The following is a 2,064-nucleotide window of genomic DNA, read 5'->3' on the forward strand; positions in this document are numbered from 1 at the left end:
TCTGCCTGCACTTTCTGGCCTCATGACCTTCTCTTCCGGATCGCGGGCGACCGTCCGTGATCGTTGCAACCCTTCATTGAAAGGCATTCTCATGGTCGACATTGCTCAGGTCACTGCTGCTCCCAGCCCGGACCTGCTGACCCCGGACAACTGTGCGGTGCTGTTCGTGGACCACCAGCCGCAGATGTTCTTCGGCACGGGCAGCGGTGACCGTACCGCGATCATCAACGCGACGGTCGGTCTGGCCAAGGCGGCCAAGGTCTTCGGCGTTCCCACCGTGCTGAGCACGGTGGCCGCGGAGTCCTTCTCCGGTCCGCTGATGCCGCAGCTCGCGGACGTCTACCCCGGTCAGGAGATCATCGACCGCAGCACGATGAACGCCTGGGAGGACACCGCCTTCGTCGAGGCCGTCAAGGCGACGGGACGCAAGAAGCTGGTGATCGCCGGTCTGTGGACCGAGGTCTGCGTGGTCCTGCCCGCGCTGTCCGCGCTCGCCCAGGGCTACGAGGTCTACGTCGTCACCGACGCCTCCGGTGGCGTGAGCCCGCAGGCCCACGAGCACGCCATCCAGCGGATGGTCCAGGCCGGCGTGGTGCCGGTGACCTGGGTGCAGGTGCTCCTGGAGCTCCAGCGTGACTGGGCGCGTCAGGAGACGTACATGCCGGTCATGGACGTCGTGAAGGAGCACGGCGGCACCTACGGTCTCGGGGTCGTCTACGCGCAGTCCGTCATCGGCGAGCACGCCGCCGGCTGACCCGCTTCTCACGGTTGACGACGGACGTCAGGAACAGGCACAACGCGATGGACAGCGGACTGTTGGTGCTCCGGCTGGTGGTGGGACTCCTCATCGCCGGGCACGGAGTGCAGAAAGTCAGTTTCCGGCTCGGGGGCAACGGACTGGCCGGGGGGACCGAGGAGTTCCGCCGTGACGGCTTCCGCGGCGGGAGACTGACCGCTGTGGCCGCGGGCGGCAGCCAGATCGGTGCCGGCCTGTTCCTGGCTGCCGGCCTCCTCACTCCCCTGGCGGCGATGGCCGCCATGGGAGTGATGACGGTGGCCGGCACCGTCAAACGGCACAAGGGGCTGTGGGTGCAGAACGACGGATACGAGTACCCCCTGGTCCTCGTCACCGTCGCCGCGGCACTCGCTCTCACCGGCCCCGGCCGCTGGTCGCTCGACGGCCTCCTCGGACTGACTGCCTGGCCGCTGTGGATCCTCCTCGCGGTGATCGTCATCGGGCCGGTCAGCGGACTGATCACCCGCACAGTACTGAGCCACCCGCCCGCCACCGGCGACGCGACGGACGGAGAGACCCCGCATGCGTAGGCTGCTGACCGACGCCGCCCACACACTCCGGCCGCCCAAGGGCGACCCGCACGGGCCGCTGCCGCCGCTCATGCTGGTGCTGACGGTGGTCACCGGCCTCATCGACGCCGTCAGCTACCTGGCACTGGGCCGGGTCTTCGTCGCCAACATGACCGGCAACGTCGTCTTCCTGGGCTTCGCCCTGGCAGGCGCACCGGGCCTGTCCGTACCGGCGTCCCTCGTCTCGATGGCCTCCTTCCTGGCGGGAGCACTCGCCGGAGGCAAGTACGGCACCCGGTTCGCGGCACACCGCGGCCGGCTGCTGACCGTCACGACGCTCATCCAGGCCGTCCTCGTCGCCGGGACCGTGATCGCGGTCGCGGCCGCCCACGGCGAAGTCACCAGCCCCGTCCGCTACACCCTCATCGTCCTCCTGGGCATCGCCATGGGCATGCAGAACGCAGTCGCGCGACGGCTCTCGGTCCCCGACCTCACCACCACCGTCCTCACCCTCACCCTGACAGGACTGGCCGCCGACACCACACCGACCGCAGGAGCCCGGCCGGGCCGACGCATCCTCTCCGTCCTCGCCATGTTCCTCGGAGCCCTCGCCGGCACCCTTCTCCTGATGCACATCGACCTGCTCACCATCCTCGTGCTGGCCCTGATCCTGCTCATCGCCACCTCAGCAGCCACACACCGCCTGTCCGCCTCCGCCCCCGCCTGGACCAGGCCCCCCTCATGAGGACCACGGAGGAG

3 protein-coding genes are annotated in these 2,064 nt (G+C 69.1%); all 3 read left to right on the forward strand.

Going from position 1 to position 2,064, the window contains the following annotated elements; all coding sequences use genetic code 11:
* The first annotated feature begins 91 nt into the window (after positions 1-91).
* Genes IE260_RS40930 through IE260_RS40940 form a run of 3 tightly spaced genes read left to right on the forward strand, consistent with a single transcriptional unit; the run spans position 92 to position 2,050 of the window.
* Positions 92-754 carry a hydrolase gene (locus tag IE260_RS40930; RefSeq protein WP_189881006.1) on the forward strand — a complete coding sequence of 221 codons (663 nt, stop codon included), beginning with the start codon at positions 92-94 and terminating at the stop codon, positions 752-754.
* 47 nt (positions 755-801) lie between these two features.
* Positions 802-1,326: a DoxX family protein gene (locus IE260_RS40935; RefSeq protein WP_189881007.1), complete on the forward strand. Its 525-nt coding sequence runs from the start codon at positions 802-804 to the stop codon at positions 1,324-1,326.
* A complete protein-coding gene (locus IE260_RS40940) occupies positions 1,319-2,050 on the forward strand; it encodes a YoaK family protein (protein WP_189881008.1) in 732 nt (243 codons plus the stop codon). Before IE260_RS40935 ends, IE260_RS40940 begins: the two co-directional genes overlap by 8 nt.
* Positions 2,051-2,064: the final 14 nt, after the last annotated feature.

The sequence above is a fragment of the Streptomyces viridiviolaceus genome (genome assembly GCF_014650995.1).
Taxonomy (GTDB): Bacteria; Actinomycetota; Actinomycetes; order Streptomycetales; family Streptomycetaceae; genus Streptomyces; species Streptomyces viridiviolaceus.

Excerpts from the sequence above, each read along its gene's own strand:
- IE260_RS40930 (WP_189881006.1), top strand. The coding sequence starts at position 92 with ATGGTCGACATTGCTCAGGTCACTGCTGCTCCCAGCCCGGACCTGCTG.
- IE260_RS40935 (WP_189881007.1), top strand. The coding sequence starts at position 802 with ATGGACAGCGGACTGTTGGTGCTCCGGCTGGTGGTGGGACTCCTCATC.
- IE260_RS40940 (WP_189881008.1), top strand. The coding sequence starts at position 1,319 with ATGCGTAGGCTGCTGACCGACGCCGCCCACACACTCCGGCCGCCCAAG.